This is a genomic window from Ignavibacteriota bacterium (assembly GCA_013285405.1).
Classification (GTDB): Bacteria; Bacteroidota; Ignavibacteria; order Ignavibacteriales; family Ignavibacteriaceae; genus IGN2.
The window spans coordinates 3,791,906-3,808,574 of sequence record CP053446.1; the positions used below are offsets into that span (position 1 = coordinate 3,791,906).

Annotated in this window: 15 protein-coding genes; 2 read left to right on the top strand and 13 right to left on the bottom strand. The window is 34.9% G+C overall.

Translation table 11 applies throughout. The features are described from left to right. Positions 1–2: 2 nt before the first annotated feature. Positions 3–1,169 (top strand): aminotransferase class I/II-fold pyridoxal phosphate-dependent enzyme, encoded by a 1,167-nt coding sequence (locus HND39_16555; GenBank protein QKJ97757.1) that lies wholly within the window; start codon positions 3–5, stop codon positions 1,167–1,169. Then, on the top strand, positions 1,166–2,185 hold the full coding sequence (locus tag HND39_16560; protein ID QKJ97758.1) for a cation transporter: 1,020 nt from the start codon (positions 1,166–1,168) through the stop codon (positions 2,183–2,185). Before HND39_16555 ends, HND39_16560 begins: the two co-directional genes overlap by 4 nt. Here the strand turns inward: HND39_16560 and HND39_16565 are convergent. The 13 genes from HND39_16565 to asnS form a co-directional block, all read right to left on the bottom strand. Continuing rightward, positions 2,178–3,392: an MFS transporter gene (locus tag HND39_16565; GenBank protein QKJ97759.1), complete on the bottom strand. Its 1,215-nt coding sequence runs from the start codon at positions 3,390–3,392 to the stop codon at positions 2,178–2,180. The two genes, HND39_16560 and HND39_16565, sit on opposite strands and share 8 nt — an antisense overlap. 3 nt (positions 3,393–3,395) lie before the next feature. After that, complete coding sequence (gene nusB, locus HND39_16570; protein ID QKJ97760.1) at positions 3,396–3,872, bottom strand: transcription antitermination factor NusB; 477 nt, start codon at positions 3,870–3,872, stop codon at positions 3,396–3,398. A gap of 66 nt (positions 3,873–3,938) precedes the next feature. Further along, on the bottom strand, positions 3,939–4,961 hold the full coding sequence (locus HND39_16575; protein ID QKJ97761.1) for a YdcF family protein: 1,023 nt from the start codon (positions 4,959–4,961) through the stop codon (positions 3,939–3,941). Positions 4,962–5,249: 288 nt separating this feature from the next. Continuing rightward, positions 5,250–5,660 carry a VanZ family protein gene (gene vanZ / locus HND39_16580; GenBank protein ID QKJ97762.1) on the bottom strand — a complete coding sequence of 137 codons (411 nt, stop codon included), beginning with the start codon at positions 5,658–5,660 and terminating at the stop codon, positions 5,250–5,252. Beyond that, entirely contained in the window at positions 5,653–7,215 is a 1,563-nt protein-coding gene (locus tag HND39_16585) for an NAD(P)H-hydrate dehydratase (GenBank protein QKJ97763.1), read from the bottom strand. The genes vanZ and HND39_16585 overlap by 8 nt, the downstream gene beginning before the upstream one ends. Before the next feature lie 49 nt (positions 7,216–7,264). Further along, a complete protein-coding gene (locus HND39_16590) occupies positions 7,265–8,692 on the bottom strand; it encodes an NADH-quinone oxidoreductase subunit N (GenBank protein ID QKJ98047.1) in 1,428 nt (475 codons plus the stop codon). A 149-nt stretch (positions 8,693–8,841) separates the two neighbouring features. Continuing rightward, positions 8,842–10,281 (bottom strand): citrate transporter, encoded by a 1,440-nt coding sequence (locus HND39_16595; GenBank protein QKJ97764.1) that lies wholly within the window; start codon positions 10,279–10,281, stop codon positions 8,842–8,844. A gap of 7 nt (positions 10,282–10,288) precedes the next feature. Beyond that, complete coding sequence (locus tag HND39_16600; protein QKJ97765.1) at positions 10,289–11,812, bottom strand: NADH-quinone oxidoreductase subunit M; 1,524 nt, start codon at positions 11,810–11,812, stop codon at positions 10,289–10,291. Between the two features lie 3 nt (positions 11,813–11,815). Then, positions 11,816–13,804 carry an NADH-quinone oxidoreductase subunit L gene (gene nuoL / locus HND39_16605; GenBank protein ID QKJ97766.1) on the bottom strand — a complete coding sequence of 663 codons (1,989 nt, stop codon included), beginning with the start codon at positions 13,802–13,804 and terminating at the stop codon, positions 11,816–11,818. A gap of 150 nt (positions 13,805–13,954) precedes the next feature. Continuing rightward, positions 13,955–14,254 (bottom strand): NADH-quinone oxidoreductase subunit NuoK, encoded by a 300-nt coding sequence (nuoK, locus tag HND39_16610; GenBank protein QKJ98048.1) that lies wholly within the window; start codon positions 14,252–14,254, stop codon positions 13,955–13,957. Between the two features lie 8 nt (positions 14,255–14,262). Further along, entirely contained in the window at positions 14,263–14,778 is a 516-nt protein-coding gene (locus tag HND39_16615) for an NADH-quinone oxidoreductase subunit J (GenBank protein QKJ97767.1), read from the bottom strand. Between the two features lie 148 nt (positions 14,779–14,926). Beyond that, positions 14,927–15,217, bottom strand: a complete 291-nt coding sequence (locus HND39_16620) for a four helix bundle protein (GenBank protein QKJ97768.1) — start codon at positions 15,215–15,217, stop codon at positions 14,927–14,929. 93 nt (positions 15,218–15,310) lie between these two features. Further along, the gene (gene asnS / locus HND39_16625) at positions 15,311–16,606 is read right to left on the bottom strand and encodes an asparagine--tRNA ligase (GenBank protein ID QKJ97769.1); all 1,296 of its coding nucleotides are present in this window, start codon (positions 16,604–16,606) and stop codon (positions 15,311–15,313) included. Positions 16,607–16,669 lie beyond the last annotated feature (63 nt).

Genomic DNA, 16,669 nt, shown 5'->3' on the forward strand with positions numbered 1-16,669 from the left:
TTATGAATCACCTGCCAAAACTACCTGAATGGGGTACAAGTATTTTCACAATTATGTCAAGGATGGCTGCTGAGTACAATGCATTAAATCTTGCACAAGGTTTTCCTGACTGGAATTGTGATGATGAGCTGATTGATCTTGTTCACCATTTCCAGAAAAAAGGATTTAACCAATATGCGCCGATGCAGGGTATTCAATCACTTCGTAAAATTATTTCAGAAAAGATTGAAAAACTTTACAACAGACATTATGATTCTGAAGAAGAAATAACAATAACCGCCGGTGCAACTCAGGCATTGTTTACAGCAATAAGCTGTGTTGTGAAAGCTGGTGATGAAATAATAGTATTTGAACCTGCTTATGATAGTTACGTACCTGATATTCTTTCCAATTATGGAATCCCGGTTTACATTCCACTCCTTCCCGGAAATTACTCAGTCGATTGGGATCTTGTCCGAAAAAAAATTACCAGCAAAACAAAAGCAATTATTATCAATACACCACATAATCCAACAGGAAGTCTTCTGAATGAAAATGACATTATTCAACTTGAACAGATTATAAAGGAAACCGGAATATTAATAATCAGTGATGAAGTATATGAGCATATTACTTTTGATGGCAATAAACATTTGAGTCTTGCAAGTTCAGAGGAATTAGCTAAACGAACATTCGTCATTTCTTCATTCGGGAAAACATATCACACAACCGGTTGGAAGATGGGTTATTGTGCAGCACCTGAGTTTCTTACAAAAGAATTCAGAAAGATGCATCAATTTGTAGTATTTTCTGTTAACACTCCCATTCAATTTGCTTATGCAGAATTTATGAAACAGGAAGAAAAATATCTGTCGCTTGGTAAATTTTATGAGCTCAAACGTGATGTCTTTCTGAGTGAAATTCAATCTGCTTCCGGACAATCAAAATTCAAAACTCAAAAATGTTCAGGTACATATTTCCAGCTTCTGGATTACTCTGATATCTCTGATAAACCTGACTTAGAATTTGCAGAATATTTAACTAAAGAAGTCGGTGTAGCCGTAATTCCTCTTTCACCTTTTTACAATGATCGAAAAAGCAGATCAATAATCAGAGTTTGTTTTGCTAAATCTGATAATGTGCTCATAGAAGCAGCAAAAAAGCTCAACAAAATAACTGACGTTATATGAACAGAACTGAACAAATTAATCTTCGGAAAAAAGCAGCTCACATTTCACTTGCAATCGGCATTGGAATGTTCATCACAAAGATGACAGCTTATTTAATTACCGGGTCAGTAGCAATTTTTTCTGATGCTGCTGAATCTGTTGTTCATGTAGCCGCAACAGGAATGGCATTGTTCAGTATTATTTTAAGTTCCAAACCTGCTGATGAATCACATCTTTACGGTCATGGCAATGTTGAATATTTTTCTGCTGGGGTTGAAGGACTTCTAATTCTGCTGGCAGCTGGTGTAATAATTTATGAGGCAGTCAGCGATTTAATTGCTGGTCCTGTTTTACAATCCTTAAATGTTGGAGTAATTTTCATAAGCATTGCGGGAGTTGTTAATCTTGGACTTGGCTATTATCTGATAAAAACCGGAAAGAAAACAAATTCAATAACTCTGATTGCTGACGGCAAACACGTACTGACAGATGCTTACACAAGCATCGGAGTTCTGGTTGGAGTAATATTGGTAATATTCACAGGTTATATTCTGCTCGATCCAATTCTTGCCATCATAGTTGCAATAAATATTATTTTCACCGGTTATAAACTAATAAGTGAATCAGTGCGCGGTTTGATGATGGAAACTGACCCTCAGATTCTTAAAAATATTTCGGATAAACTCATCTCAATGAAAAAAGATTATTGGATAGATGTTCACGAATTGCGTTACTGGCAATCCGGTGACAGAATGTTTATTGATTTTCATTTGATACTTCCCTATTACTTTACTATCGAGCAATCTCATAAAGAAGAAAAGAGGATTGAAGAAGAGCTTGGTAAAGATTTTCCTAACCTGTTTGCAGGAAAGTCAGGTTCTCAGCTAAAAATTCATTTTGATTTTTGCACATCAGAGCTTTGTAAATTCTGCGGATATAAAATCTGTAATGTACGAACTGAGGAAAAGAAAGTTAACTTTGAATGGAATGTTGAGAAGCTGGCAGGTAAAGCAGTGTATAAGATTTTACCTAAGTAATGGTCTTAGGATCTTTAACTTTTGTTAAAATCAGTAATCCAATAATAAAGAAAAATGCTATCGAGATGATGGCGATTCTCTGATCGCCTGATAAAAAGCTGACCAATCCAAAAACTAATGGTCCAATAACCGCAGAACTTTTTCCAAAGAATGAATAAAATCCGAAGAACTCGGTTTTTTTCTCAGGTGGAGTTAATTTGCTCATCAAACTTCTGCTGGTTGATTGACTTGAACCCATTGCCGAACCAGCTATCAATCCAACAATATAAAAACCTGTTTTATCATACACGAAAAATGCTAATGCAACAGTAACGAGCCACATAAATAATGTTATGACAATAGTTTTCTTCTGCCCGATTTTATCTGCAATTATTCCAAACAGCACAGAACCTAAAATCGCAGTTGTCTGAACAACAATAAAAAAGATAAGAAGTTCCATTTCTGAAAAACCGAGTGTTGTACTTGCATAGTTTCCTGAAAAGAAAATTACTGTATTCACTCCTTCTATATAAAAAAAGTAAGCGACCAGAAAAATTGCGAGGTTCTTGTAATTTTTTAAATGCGTTAAAGTTGTCCAGACTCTTCCTAATCCAATTGAAATAAATGATTGGTGTGTCTCAACTTTGTTTCTCGTTTCCTTCAAAAAGAAAAATAGCGGCAGAGAAAAAAACAAAAAGAAAGCCGCAGCAACTGGAAAAGTTTCTTTAATCATTGATGCTTCAATCAGAGGAAAAACTATTGCCAGTGTGGCTAATGAACCGAGATATCCCATACCAAAACCATAACCGCTAACTCTGCCATAATTTTTTGGAGTTGTAATTTCCGGAAGGAAAGCATCGTAAAAAACAAGACCTGCTTCAAAACCAACATTTGCAATAACGAAAATGACAATCCCCCAGAAAATTTGTCCGGGTCCGATAAAATAAAGTGAAGCCGTTCCAATAACGCAAAGTGATGTGAAGAAAAGAAGAAATCTTTTTTTGCCTGCACTAAAGTCAGCGATTGCACCAAGTACAGGTGAAATTATTGCAGTAATAATCATTGCAATACTTGTGCTGATACTCCAGTATAAATCACCGATTGCTTCATTTCCTGCAACCGTTTTCTTAAAGTAAACTGCATAAAGAAAAGTTACAACGATGATTGAAAAAGAAGTGTTGGCAAAATCAAAGAGAGTCCAGACAAATACTCTTCCTTTGTCTTTCATCGGCTATTGCTTTGAAGGTGATATTGATTCTTCGACAAGACCCCTGCCAGTTTTATTTAATCTTCCCTCTTTTTTTTCTTCAGCAAGTACTGCATCGAGTATTCCATTAATAAATTTTGCACTTCCTGCTGTACTGAAATCTTTTGCAATTTCTATTGATTCGTTGATAGATACTTTTGGAGGTATATCCGGAAAAAATAAAAGTTCACAGATACCTATCCGCAGAAGAATTTTATCAATTAATGCAATCCGGTTCATTTCCCAGTTCGTTACTCTCCCTACTATTCGCATATCCAGTGCTTCAAGATTGTCAAGTACTTTTCTAACGAGGTTTTTAGCAAATTTTTTTTCTACTTCTTCACTAATATCGCTTAGGATTTCTTTTGAGAGTGGCTGAAGTGATTCTTTATTCATTTCATACGCATATAAAATTTGCAGAACTTTCTCTCTTACTATCCTGCGTTTCGATTTGTTGGTCATTTTTTAAGAACAATTTTAAATTTCAATATTCAGACTTAATCTTGCTGCAAATATCAGAACAGTTTTTTATAAAGCAAAATTCCAAAAATTAAATACAGCAATACATTCTCGGATCTTGGTAAAGATCTTATCATTAAATTCTTGTTTGTGAGCTGATTGAGCAACTTTAATATCAAGATTGAAAAACTTACTAATCTCAATCGCTCTTGGCAAATGGTATGCATCCGATATTATTATTATATCAGAAATATTTTTTTGATTAGCAACAAGTTCATCTGAGATCCACCTGATTTGATCACTCGTTGATGAAGTGACGTTCTCTATCACAACTTTTGATGTATCAACTCCTTTTATGCGGGCATACTCGAATGCTACTTCGGATTCGCTCAACTCTCCCGGAGCTTTACCGCCTGTTAAAACAATTTCTCCTGCAAATCCGTCTTTTAAAAGCTCCAATGCTTTATCTACTCTCGAAGAAAGTGTTGGACTTGGAATATTTCCACTCCATACAGCAGCACCTAAAACTACTGCAACATTTTTTTTACTTTTTACCAGCACCCATCTTCCCGATGTATAGCTTATATTATCTATGAAAAGTATAATGGCAATCAGAAACAGCAGTAGTATAAAGAATGACCTGGTGATAATCCGAATAATCGAAACCTTTTTAGCGCTGATTACCTGACTCCAGATGAACACTAAAAAATAAATCAAAGAAAAAAAGTAGAAAAGGAATAATAATCCTGTGAGCACTTTATTAAACGGTTGATCGAAGAAATAAGCGGAAGTTTTAATTATTTCAACCTTCGTTGATATTATTGATACCAATATCAAAAAATAACTTATAAGTATAAAAATATTGATACTCTTAACTGATATTATTTGCTTTCCTTTCCTCAGGGAAATAAAAATCCCTGCAATAATTCCGGCATAGATTAATAAATTAATAAAGTTTCCTGTCTTCAGAATAGAAAAATTATTTATGGAAAGATCCTGATTGTAATATTTAAATAGATACAGAATTATCAACTGCATAAATAATAAAATAACAGAGATCAGAATTTTTCTATTTGCTGTAACTTTCGACATACAATGATGATAATTGTTTATTCACATTGAGAGTAAAATAGATTTACTTGCTCTTTTGAGCTATCTCGATTTTTAATTAAAGTAATTGGACACACTGAAAACTAATGAGAGGAAGATATATATCAAATATCGAATTGTATCCGCAAATACTATGAAGTCATTCACTCGAGTAAGTTTTAGAGACTTCTGAAAAATTCTAATTTGTCATATTGAACGACCTGCCTGCCGGCAAGACAGGAGTGAAATATCTTGTCTTTAAATTGAAAATAGTGATACATCGATAATAATTCAGATGCTCTTATATTCTGATTTGTACTTAAATCTGTTTTTAAGATACAAAACAAGTAATACTCCTATTATCGCTCCGGAAGCATCAGCTATCCAATCAAGTAATTCAGCAGATCTGCCGGGAATCAGCATCTGATGAAGCTCATCTGCAATGCCATATAATAAACTAATAATTAAAGTTGCTGCTGGCGCGTAGTTAAAAAGTATTTCAAACCTTCGCTGGTAAATCAATGTTAGATGAACTAAAACAGACAGAACAAAATAAGCAATGAAGTGATTTAATTTATCTGATAATCCAATACTCGGTAGTTCCTGAACAGGCAAAGTTGTTGCAGTGAAAAGTACAAGCCAGTAAATAATTAATGGCAGGTAAACTAATATTACTTTTCGTTTTTGCAGATATTCAAACAACAGAATTTCTCAGGAATTTTATTGTTTGTGGTACATAATTTTGAATATCTGTAGCAAGAATATCAAGATTTGTTCTTTTATGAACTAACAGATCTGCAGCAAGACTATGAATATAAACAGCAGAAACGATTGCTTTTTCAGTATCTTTTTGTTGTGATAAAATTCCCGCGATGAATCCGGTTAGAACATCACCTGTCCCAAATTTTGCGAGTGCTGGATTTCCGGTTGTATTTATTAATGCTTCACCTTCTGGGTTGAATATTATGGTTGGAGCACCTTTCAGTACAAGATATGCACCAGTCCTAAGTGAAAATAATTTTCCGAATTTTAAGACATCTTTTTTTAATTCAGATACTGTAATACCAATCATATTAGCAAATTCAGCATGATGAGGTGTGAGTACTACATTTTTTAAATTTATTTTTTTGTACCGATTGTTTCCAAGCGCAAAAACCGCATCAGCATCTATTACAAATTTTTTCGATTTATACTTTTTTAAAATGCTAATAACAGCATTTTGTGTTTCTCTTTCTCTTCCAAGCCCAGGACCAATTGCAATAATATCCGCCCAGCGAATTTTTTCCTCAAGTTCTGAAATATTTTTTTCACTAAGATATTCCTTCCCGGAATCTTCATACGATTTAACAACAACTTCACCAAGTTTTCTATGGACAAGCTCTCTTACAGATTTAGGAAAGCAAAGTATTGATGCACCAGCGCCAACTTTCAAAACTGATGTTGAAGTTAGAACAGCAGCACCCGGCAAGGAACCTGAGCCAGCAATTGTAAGTACTTTTCCCGCAGAATATTTATGTAAGTTTTTAGCTTTTACCGGTAAACCAGCAAGCGCATCTTCAGGTTCAATTAAAAATTCTGCGGGTTTGAATTTATTGTAAAGTGAATCAGGAATTCCGATTCCACCTTTTTCAACCTCACCCGAATAAACATATCCATCATTGAAAAACAATCCTTTCTTCAATTGCCCAAGCGTAATGGTAAAGTCGGCATTGAAAGCATTTTCAGCATAACCGGTATCAGCATTCAAACCAGTTGGGATGTCAATCGCAACACGAATAATTTTAAGTCTATTAACATAATTTATGATTGATAAATATGGTTCACGAAGCGAGCCTGTAATTCCACTGCCTAACAAAGCATCACAAATTATCCTGCAATCTTTTAATGTTTTCAAAGTTGAAACTGAAGTAAACTTTTTTAGAAATATTGATTTATTTGATTGCGATAGTTTTTTCAGAATTTTAAAATTGAATTTACAATCAGCAGACATTTCATTTTCATTACCGGCATAAATGACAACAACTTCAAAACCAGCATTAGAGAAATGTCTGGCTGCAGCAAACCCGTCTCCTCCGTTATTTCCTTTGCCGCACAGGAAACCAATTTTGAAATAATTCGGATATGAGGTTCTATCCATTATCTTTAGGAATATTTCGCGGGAAGCATTTTCCATCAAAATAATTCCGGGAATACCAAATTGTCTGATAGCAATTTCATCAATCTGTCGGATCTGTTTTGTGGAATAAAGCGGAATCATAATTAATTAAGTCTCATTTAAAGAAATTATCTGACATTTAAATATCACATTAAAGGTAAGCTGTAATCAGATCTAATAAAGAACCTGGAATAATACCAAACAAAATAACCAGCAATACTGATACAGCTACTCCAAATAAACCACTTTTACTTTTTGAGTGCTCAATTTCGTGTTCAGTTTCTTTGAAATACATCAGGACAACTATCCTGAGGTAAAAATATACACTAATTATACTTGAAATAATTCCGAGGATTGCAAGCCAGGTTAAACCTGATTTGATAGCGGCAACGAAAACATAATACTTTGCAAAAAATCCTGCTAACGGAGGAAGCCCTGCAAGAGAAAACATTATAATTGCAAGTAATGCAGCAAGAACCGGACTCTTGGTACCCAAACCTGAATATGAATTTATATCAAGATTGGAATCATCATCACCTTCAATCAATGAAATGATTCCAAACGCTGCCAGGTTCATGAATGTATAAACAGCAAGATAGAAAACTACACCAGCAACACCCGAAGATGTTCCTGCTGCTAAACCGATAAGAATGTAACCGGCATGGGAAATTGATGAGTATGCCAGCATTCTTTTAATATTTGTTTGAGCAATCGCAACTATACTTCCATACAGCATTGAAAAAACAGAAAGCACTGCTAAATATGGAAGAAAGATACTTGAACTTTGACCTGAGAATAATGCAGTGAGTGCAGCAAGAATAGCTGAGAATGCTGCTGCTTTTCCGATAGTTGAAAACAAACCGGTAACCGTTGTTGGCGCACCTTCATAAACATCAGGCACCCACATGTGAAAGGGAAAGGCTGCAATTTTAAATGAGAATCCGATAAGGAATAAAAGGATGCCAGCAAGAAAAAGAATATTGCCAGAGTATTCAGAAAAGCCAGCAGTAATCATATCTATTGAAGTAGTTTTTGTTGAACCATAAATAAGTGCTATTCCGTAAACTAAAAATCCTGTAGCAAATGCACCCAATAAAAAATATTTTAATGAAGCTTCAATTGCTTTCTCTTTTTTTCTGTTTACTCCTGCAAGCACATAAAAACATACAGACATTATTTCAAGACCAAGAAAAATCATAAACAAACTTTTAGCACCAGCCATAAACATCATACCTAAAACAGAACTTTGGATGAGGATATAATATTCGCTGTAATTAATCCCGTACTTTTTTGAATAATCAATTGATAAGAAGCAAACCAGTGCTGCTCCAACATTAAAGATAAAATAAAATACATTTGTAATACCGCCTGTTGACAACATACTTTGAAAAATCACTGATTGATTCTGTACAGTAAGCAAGGAATAAAGTGCGGCTGCTGTGAAGAGTATTATCGAAAACCATGGCAGAATTCGTTTTCCTGAATCCATATACAATTCTAAAATTATAGACAGGACTATTCCACCCCCGATAATAACGAGTGGTATTATATTAAAAAAATCTTGTAAGCTTATCATAATTGTACTCTATGAAGATTGTGTTTTCATCAATAATTTTTTGAAATACTATTTTAATTCACAGATAGTTCCGGATCATTTTTCCAGGTAAACTAAAAACAAAAATATTCACTATCTCTGCAATGATTTTAAATTCATATAAAGATTCAATATCAAGATTTACCAAAATAAAAAACTAACCAGACTAAAGTAAATATCGGTAGAAGAACCGGAACTGAATATTTAAATAAATAACCGAAAAAACTTGGCATTTTAATTCCGGCTCTTTCACTGATTGACTTGACCATGAAATTTGGACCATTTCCAATGTAAGTCATCGCACCAAAAAAAACAGCAGCGACCGATACAGCAGAAAGATAAATCGGAAAATCTCCGGAAAATTGTGATACCTGCGAAGGAATGTTTACATCCATTCCGGATTTACCCATTGCAGCGCTTAAAAAATTCAAATAAGTTGGAGCATTATCCAGGAATGCAGACAAAATACCTGTAGCCCAATAAAAAATTCCCGGCGTTAAAGCCTGACCATTAGCTTTAGCAGTTTCAGCAATTAGTTGAAGTGCTGGCATCATAGTAGCAAATATTCCTAAAAACAAATACGTAACTTCTTTCATCGGTTCAAAATCAAATTCATTCGCTTTTAATATTTCCGGTTTTGTGAATTTGTATGCGGCAAAAATTATACTGATCATAATAATTTCTCTTATTCCCAAAGGAAACGGATCGAGACTTGGAACCCAGCTAATTACTGCCGGGTCAATGAAAACTGAAATTAAAATTATTAAAAGTAAGAGCACATTTTTAATTCCCTGAAATTCAATTTTACCTGAATAAGTTTGTTCTTTTTCATTAGCCGAGATGTTACGCGAATCAATAATAAAAAAGATAGCCATTACAATTAGTATCGTTGGCAGCCAAATATACCAGACGTTCTCTATTACCCAGAAAAATTCTACACCTTTCAGAAATCCAAGAAATAATGGTGGATCCCCAATTGGTGTTAATGCGCCACCGATATTACTCACCGTAAAAATAAAAAAGATTATATGATAAGGTTTAATTCTGTCTTTATTCAATTTTAAGAATGGTCTTATCAACAACATTGATGCACCAGTAGTACCTATAACGTTTGCTATAACTGCACCGAATAAAAAAATTAATGAATTCAACATCGGTGTTGCCTTCCTGTCCACTTTTATTAATATTCCACCTGCAGCAACAAAGAGAGATCCGAGCAAAGCAATAAATGATATATATTCATCAAGTGTATGAAGGACAGTGTGGGAATCACGCAGGATAAACAGATAATATCCAACAGTGATCGATCCTAAAACAATAGAAATGATCGCATAATTTTTTTCAAAAAAATGACGATAGAACAAAGGACCGGTAGCAATAATCAAAAGCAGAGTGATAAAAGGAATCACCATAAAAACATCAGGTAAATTATGAGCTTCTGAATAATTGGTATCCGAATTCTCAATGAAGGATGTTGTGTCTGCTACATTTTGTACTGATGCATTTAATTCAACATTAAATGACAATAATATTATGGTCAATATGATTGCATTGAAAAATACCTTACAAATCATACCGAACCTATTCTAAATTTAATTTTTCAGGATTGATTACTTTTTCAATTACTTTTTCGGAGGATTTTTCCGAAATGTTGAGGAATGTACTTGGGTAAATTCCTATCCATACTATAAAAATAAATATCGGAATCAGTACAAGTTTTTCTCTGAAGTTAAGATCAGTTAAAGAGTTCAAGCTGTTATTGGTTACTTCACCAAATACCACTTTTTTATACATCCATAATAAATAGATAGCTGCGAAGATTACACCGGAAGCAGAAAATATAGCAAACCACCAACTGTTCAAAACTGAGGATTTGAAAGCACCGGTTAAAATTAAAAATTCACCAATGAAGCCATTCAATCCGGGTAATCCGATTGAAGAAAGTGAAGTAAACAAAAATGCAAATGAGAACCAGGGAACAAGTTTTGCAATTCCTCCATAATCAGCAATTTTTCTTGTATGAGTTCTTTCATAAATCATTCCCACTAAAAGGAAGAGTGCGCCTGTTGATAATCCATGATTTACCATCTGGATTACCGCACCCTGAACTGATTCCTCGTTCAATGCAAAAATTCCAAGCATTACAAAACCTAAGTGAGAAACTGATGAGTAAGCAACCAGTTTTTTCATATCTGTCTGAACCATTGCAACGAGTGCCCCATAAATTATTCCAATCACCGCAAGAACTGAAATCAATCCTGCATAATCAAGAGTAGCTTGTGGAAACAATGGAAGATTGAATCGCAAAAATCCGTACGTGCCCATCTTCAATAAAACTCCTGCCAGAATAACACTTCCGGCAGTTGGTGCTTCAACGTGTGCATCAGGAAGCCATGTATGAAATGGAAATAACGGTACTTTAATTGCAAAGCTTAATGCAAAAGCTAGAAATAATAATCCCTGAATTGTATGATCAATCGTTGGTCCAGTTTTGTATAAATCAAGCAAGTTTGTTGTAAATCCGCCAAGCAATTCTGACGAATAAACTACAAGCCAGACAATTGCAACAAGCATTAACAAACTGCCAGCCATCGTGTAAATAAAGAACTTAATAGATGCGTAAATTCTTCTTTCGCCACCCCAAATACCGATAATGAAATACATCGGAATGAGCATTGCTTCCCAAAAAACATAAAACAGAAAAATATCAAGAGATGCAAATACACCGAGCATCCCTAATTCAAGAAAGAGCATGAAGAATGTGAATTCTTTTACTTTATGTTTAATACTGCTCCAGCTTGAAATAAGAGTTAATGGAGTAAGAAAAGTTGTAAGCAGAATTAATAGAAGTGACATACCATCGGTTCCAACATTATAACTTATGTTGAGATCTTTTATCCAGTTAAATTTATGAACAAACTGGAAATCTGTGGATTGATTATCAAAATAAAAATAAATAATTAATGAAATTATAAAAGCAATGAGTGAAATTGCCAGCCCGGTGTACTTAATCAGTTTAGCTTTTTCTTTATGAATGAAAAGAATGAGGATTGAACCGATTACCGGAACAGCTAGCAAATATGTTAATAAATATGATTGTTCCATTTACTAATGTCTTAGAATTATCCAGAATAGAGCGATTAAAATTCCCAGAACCATCATGAGTGCATACGATTGAGCAACTCCGGTCTGAATTTTTTTGATTACTCCGGAAAGCGCATCAATAAGTTTTGCAATGTAGTTTATAAGACCATCTATTACTTTATTGTCAGTAAAGTTCCAGAGTATTTTTTCAGATCCTTTAACGATTGGATTTACTATCGTAGCCTCGTAAGCTTCATCAAGAATATATTTGTTCAGCAAAGTATGATAAATACCTTTAAATCTGGAAGCTGTCTTATCTGCAACTTCAGGTTTTTTCAAATAAACAAAACGCGCATAAAGAATTGCACTTACTGCAGCGATGATCGAAATTAACATCAATAATAATTCTTGGGAATGTGAGTGACTTCCAAAATCCATCAATTTAATTTCCGCTGTTTTAAATATTGGAGCTAACCACGAATGAAAAAGATTGCCATGTTCACCCGAAAAAATTTCAGGGATACCGATGAATCCACCGATTGCCGATAAGATTGCCAAAATAATTAAGGGGATTGTCATCAGTTTTGGTGATTCGTGTGGATGAGGCCCATCCCCAACCCCTTCCCCAAGGAAAGTGGCTTTTGATGAAGAATGATGAGTAATCTTAAATTTTTCTTTTCCTTCGAATGTTAAAAAGTAAAGTCTGAACATATAAAAAGCAGTCATCATTGCTGTAAGCAATCCAATCAGCCAAAAAACAATTCCAAGGTTCGTGAATGAATACCAGAGAATTTCATCTTTACTGAAAAATCCTGATAGCGGTGGAATACCTGAAATAGCAACAGCAGCAACTAAAAAAGTTCCATAAGTGATAGGCAGATATTTTTTCAAACCACCGTAGTGTCTTATATCCTGCTGTTCATGCATTGCATGAATTACTGAACCGGCACCAAGGAAGAGCAGTGCTTTGAAGAATGCGTGAGTCATCACATGAAATATTCCTGCAGAGAAAGCGCCCGCACCCATTGCTAAAAACATATATCCAAGCTGGCTGACAGTTGAATAAGCCAAAACTTTTTTAATATCATTTTGAACCAGACCGATAGTTGCAGCAAAGAAAGCAGTGAACACTCCAATTACAGCAACAACCATCATTGCAGCAGGAGCAGATGCATAAATGATACTGCATCTTGCAACCATGTAAACACCTGCAGTCACCATTGTTGCAGCATGAATGAGAGCAGAAACCGGTGTCGGACCAGCCATCGCATCCGGAAGCCAAACAAGCAGCGGAATTTGTGCAGACTTACCCGTTGCACCGATGAATAAAAATATCCCAATTAAAACAAAGATATGTTCCGGTACACTGAAAGAAACTGCTCGGGCAAAAACATCTGAAAATACAAGCGTTCCGAATGTTGAATAGATCAGAAACATTCCGATAAGAAATCCGAAATCACCAATCCTGTTAACAATGAAGGCTTTTAATCCAGCCGCAGATGTTGTACTCTTTTCAAATTTTCTATCATACCAAAATCCGATAAGTAAGTAAGAACATAATCCCACACCTTCCCATCCGAGAAACAGAAGAAGAAAATTATCTGCTAACACCAGATTCATCATTGCAAAGATGAAGAGATTCAGATATGCAAAAAATCTCCAGAAACTTTTATCGCCGTGCATATAACCGATTGAGTAAACGTGGATGATAAATCCAACTCCGGTTACGATGAGCGACATAACAAGTGAAAGCTGATCAACCTGGTAAGAAAAGCTGATGTTCAATCCGCCAACAGCAATCCACTGAAAAAGCGTTATGATATTTAATCGCTGTTCTGCAGGAAGCGATAGAGTTTCGAAAAATGCACCAACTGTTACAACAAAAGATAATCCAATTGCACCGCTGCCGACAATCCCGATAAGTTTTTCACTTTTAATTTTTGGTCCGATTAAACCATTAAATAAAAATCCGAGTAACGGAAAAAGGACAGTGAGATAAATTAAATCAATCATAACGGCCCCACTCCGTCTCTCCGCCAAGGGGAGAGTGATACGCTTTCATATAAATTTATAATTTCCATAAATTAAATTTTCTGAGTCATCAATCTTACTTCAAAAATTCTTTTTCTCTATCCTCCCCCTTCGGGGGAGATAGAGGAAGCCTTACCACTTTAAAATATTTATTTCATCAATATTAACTGTGAGCTTATTTCTGAAGATTGCAATTATAATTGCCAATCCAACTGCTGCTTCTGCTGCGGCAACTGACATGACAAAAAAAACAAAAAGCTGCCCGCCAACATCTCCCAAATAAGATGAAAATGTAATCAGTGTTAGATTTGCTGAATTCAACATCAACTCAACACACATAAAAACAACGATTGCATTTCGGCGTGTAAGAACTCCAACTATTCCCACCGTAAACATAAACGCACTTAATACTAAATAATATTCAATTGGTATTTGCATATCTATTCAAATTTCTTTTTTGCTAAAACCAATGCACCAATCGTTGCTGCAAGTAATAAGTAGCCAGCAGCTTCAAACGGCAAAATGTAATTAGTGAACATTTCTCTTCCGATATTTTCAACAGTTCCGGTTTCAACACTTTTAGTAAATTCCGGTGTTACTGATTGAGAAGGGTTTGATAAAAATATTATATAGACAATTTGTATTAGCACAAGCGTAACGATTACAACAACAAAAATTCTAAGCTTAGCTTTTTGTTCAAAAAAATTTTTTTCTTTTTCAGGATTCAAAAGCATAATCACAAAAAGGAAGAACACCATAATCGCACCAGCATAAACGATGACCTGAGCAACTGCAATGAACTGTGCATTAAGCAGTAAATACAATCCGGCAAGTGAAGCAAAATTCAACACAAGAAATAACGCTGAGAGAACCGGGTTAGGTCGTGTAATCATCAGCACTGCTGATACAGCACAAATCGATGCGAATACGATAAAGAGAATGGTTTCTAAAGTCATTACCCCTCTATCGATGGTAGATGTTTAATGGAAGATGGGAGATGTAGATAACCATTATAAATCAGTATTGCTTATTTAAATTTTGTTGTGCTGTTAATTTAATTGAAGTGAAAATCTTTTTAAAATCAAAACTTTCTTTTAATAGAAATTATAAATCAGAATTCTTAAAATCATCCTTTGGAATTGCATCCAAAACTCTCAGCCTGTGATTACTCTCTCTTGATTCTTTCAATACAACACCATTTTTTTGTATAAAATCTTTCAATGATTCAGCAGCTTGCGCTTCTTCGTAATTGCTACCAACAGATGTAGAAGCTTTTGTCAAGTGATAAGTTATTAGAGCATTCCCTTTCGTATTCAGTAAAGATTCAAGAAATAATGAACACTTAACTCCAAATTCAAAAGTTCTATTTAATAACTCCTCAGTTTTCGGATTCATTTAATCAATGCTTAAAAATTTTTCCATCTTACATCTTCCATCAGCCATCTACCATTTCCCATCTTCCATCAACCGTCTAACATCTTCCATTTCTCAAGGAGTATTACGGTAAATCATTCTCGGAAAAGGAATTGCTTCTCTTAAATGATCGAGTCCGCAAATCCAGCTTACTGTTCGCTCAAGTCCGATTCCAAAACCAGCGTGAGGAACGGTTCCATATCTTCTTAAATCCAGATACCATTCAAAAACTTCCTGAGGAAGATTGTGTTCTTTGATTCTTGAGATGAGTTCATCCAAACTATCTTCTCTCTGACTTCCACCAATTATTTCGCCGTATCCTTCAGGTGCAAGTACATCAACTGCCAACGCAACTTTTGGATTTTCAGGATCACGTTTCATATAAAAAGCTTTTACTTCCGCAGGATAACGGTGAACCATAACTGGTTTATCAAATTGTTGAACGATAACAGTTTCATCAGGTGCACCGAAATCATTTCCCCATTCAAACTTTACTCCGTTCTTGTGCAGAATCTGAACTGCTTCATCATAACTTATTCTTGGAAAAGGTTTAACAACTTTTTCAAGTTTTGATGTATCACGTTCTAAAATTTTTAACTCTTCTGCTCTTTCCTTTAAAACTGTTTGAACAATATATTCAAGCATTGATTCAGCTAAATCCATATCGTCATTTAAATCTGCATACGCAACTTCAGGTTCACACATCCAGAATTCAGTCAGGTGTCTTCTTGTTTTTGATTTCTCAGCTCTGAATGTTGGACCAAAAGTATAAACTTTTCCGTGAGCCATTGCACCGGCTTCTGCATAAAGCTGTCCTGACTGAGTTAAGTATGCATTTCCAAGATCGAAGTACGGAGTTTCAAATAATGTTGAAGTTCCTTCAACCGCATTTGGAGTAAGAATCGGTGGATCCATTAAAACAAAATCGCGTTCATCAAAAAAATCTCTGATAGCTTTTATTATGCGATGACGAATTCTCATTATCGCAACCTGTTTTTTTGAACGAAGCCAGAGATGACGATTATCAAGTAAAAATTCCGGTCCGTGTTCTTTTGGAGTGATCGGATAATCTTTTGCATCCTGAATTACAGTCAAACCTGTTGCATCAATTTCAACTCCACCAACCTGTCGGGTATCTTCCTTAACTTTTCCAGTTACAATTATGGAAGATTCCTGTCCGATTTTATCAGCCAACTCAAAAATTTCATCAGAAACATTTCCTTTGAAGTAAACACACTGAACATAACCAGTTCCGTCTCGTAAAATTACAAACCTGATTTTTCCGCTTGATCGTTTATTAAATAGCCAGCCGTGAAGCGTTACTTCCTGACCGATAAAGTCTTTGAGTTTATTGATGAATACTTTCTGCATTAATGTAGTTTTTTTGTAAAAAATTGAAGCCAAATATAAAGATTTTTTTGATTTGGTGGATAA

Coding starts and splice junctions, on each gene's coding strand:
- HND39_16555 (QKJ97757.1), top strand. CDS start 3: ATGAATCACCTGCCAAAACTACCTGAATGGGGTACAAGTATTTTCACA.
- HND39_16620 (QKJ97768.1), bottom strand. CDS start 15,217: ATGAATCCGAAAACTGAGGAGTTATTAAATAGAACTTTTGAATTTGGA.
- nuoL (QKJ97766.1), bottom strand. CDS start 13,804: ATGATTGATTTAATTTATCTCACTGTCCTTTTTCCGTTACTCGGATTT.
- HND39_16595 (QKJ97764.1), bottom strand. CDS start 10,281: ATGATTTGTAAGGTATTTTTCAATGCAATCATATTGACCATAATATTA.
- HND39_16560 (QKJ97758.1), top strand. CDS start 1,166: ATGAACAGAACTGAACAAATTAATCTTCGGAAAAAAGCAGCTCACATT.
- HND39_16600 (QKJ97765.1), bottom strand. CDS start 11,812: ATGGAACAATCATATTTATTAACATATTTGCTAGCTGTTCCGGTAATC.
- HND39_16585 (QKJ97763.1), bottom strand. CDS start 7,215: ATGATTCCGCTTTATTCCACAAAACAGATCCGACAGATTGATGAAATT.
- HND39_16575 (QKJ97761.1), bottom strand. CDS start 4,961: ATGTCGAAAGTTACAGCAAATAGAAAAATTCTGATCTCTGTTATTTTA.
- asnS (QKJ97769.1), bottom strand. CDS start 16,606: ATGCAGAAAGTATTCATCAATAAACTCAAAGACTTTATCGGTCAGGAA.
- HND39_16615 (QKJ97767.1), bottom strand. CDS start 14,778: ATGACTTTAGAAACCATTCTCTTTATCGTATTCGCATCGATTTGTGCT.
- nusB (QKJ97760.1), bottom strand. CDS start 3,872: ATGACCAACAAATCGAAACGCAGGATAGTAAGAGAGAAAGTTCTGCAA.
- HND39_16565 (QKJ97759.1), bottom strand. CDS start 3,392: ATGAAAGACAAAGGAAGAGTATTTGTCTGGACTCTCTTTGATTTTGCC.